The sequence below is a fragment of the Campylobacter sp. TTU-622 genome (genome assembly GCF_016598965.1).
Classification (GTDB): Bacteria; Campylobacterota; Campylobacteria; order Campylobacterales; family Campylobacteraceae; genus Campylobacter_D.
In genome coordinates this window covers 1-1,454 of the sequence record NZ_JAENKR010000155.1, presented here as the reverse complement: position 1 = coordinate 1,454, position 1,454 = coordinate 1, and the positions used below count along the sequence as shown (strand labels likewise).

Annotated in this window: 1 protein-coding gene and 2 pseudogenes; 2 read left to right on the top strand and 1 reads right to left on the bottom strand. The window is 24.1% G+C overall.

Annotated elements, in window-relative coordinates; all coding sequences use genetic code 11:
• A pseudogene (locus JG677_RS08925) lies at positions 1–109 on the bottom strand (J domain-containing protein); the annotation flags it as partial.
• Positions 110–133: 24 nt separating this feature from the next.
• Here JG677_RS08925 and JG677_RS08130 point away from each other — a divergent pair.
• Both JG677_RS08130 and JG677_RS08125 read left to right on the top strand, forming a co-directional pair.
• Positions 134–1,222: pseudogene (locus JG677_RS08130) on the top strand (cation:proton antiporter domain-containing protein); the annotation flags it as partial.
• A 9-nt stretch (positions 1,223–1,231) separates the two neighbouring features.
• Positions 1,232–1,454, top strand: a 223-nt coding sequence (locus tag JG677_RS08125) for a hypothetical protein (protein ID WP_200286133.1), incomplete at its 3' end; no start/stop codon positions are given.

Sequence of the window (1,454 nt, the reverse complement as noted above, 5' to 3'; positions counted from 1 at the left end):
TTCTACCTTTTCCTTTAGCTCTTAATTTTTCTCCATCTTTTATTCCATGGGGAATTTTGATTTTAATATTTTCTCCATTGTAGTTAAAACTATATTCACCCCCTAAAATACCAATGTATCTCAATTAGTATTAACTATTTTTATTAGTGCTATCATTTTACTTGCCCTACTTTACTTAATAAGTAAATATTTAGTTGATAGAATTTTTCGTTTTGTTATATATACTTCTTCTCAAGAAACTTTTATAGTAACTATACTTTTTATGGTAATTGGAGCAAGTTTTTTAGCGAATAATTTTGGTTTTTCTTATTCACTTGGTGCTTTTATAGCAGGAGTTCTTATAGCAGAAACTAAATACAAACATAAAATTGAAGCAGATTTGATCCCTTTTAGAGATTTGCTTTTAGGGTTATTCTTTATAACAATGGGAATGCAAATTCAATTTAATGTTGTCTTTGAAAACTGGTTTATTATATTATGTCTTACCTTTTTAGTTCTAGTCTTTAAATTTATAATTGTTTTTGGTTTTTTATTTTTATATACTAAAAAAAGTGTAGCCCTAAAAACTGCTTTTAGTATTTGTCAAATAGGAGAATTTGCTTTAGCAATTTTTTCACTTTTACAAGCTAAAGAAATGCTTGATCTTAAAATTGGCCAAATTCTCATTGTAACTTCTATTATAACTATGATACTAACACCTTTTATTTTAAATAATATAAGAAAAATTACAAATATAGTAGAAGATATAACTTTAACTCCTAATTTAAATCACAATATTCAAGATCAAACGATTCTTAAAAACCATTTAGTAATTTTTGGATATGGAAATTTAGGACAAGAAGTTGTGCAAAAAATAAAACGAACCGGTATTCCTTATATAGTTTTAGAAAATGATCTTAATTTAGTAGAACTTGGTCTAAGCCGTGGAGAAAATGTTTATTTTGCAAATGTAGCTCAAAAAGAGACTTTAAAAATTGCCAATATAGAAGAATGTGCTGTTGTAATCATTACTTTTAGTAATGAAAATAAATTAGCTATGCTTTGCCAAATTTTATCAGGTTTTTCAAAACCTATTGATATTATTATTCATATCAATGGAAATTTAGAAAAATTTCTTTTCTCAAATATCGATAAAAACATACACATTGTTAAATCAGAAAAAGTTTTAGCTAGAAATTTAGTTCAACAAGCTGTAGAATGTCGTATTCAAAAAAATATTTAAAGGATAATTTTGACCAAAAATGAAGAAAAAAAAATAAGAATTAAATATATAAGAAATTTAGAAAAATTTTTTAATGAAGCAAGTCTTTCTTTAAAAAAAGAAAATTTTGATTTAGAAAAATTTAGAGAAAAAGTTTTAAAAAATGCCCAAATTCTTAAAAAAGATCCTTTTGTTTTTATTAGTTCAAACTATATTAAGAACTTAGAAAATTTTGCTAATACCTGTTTAAATT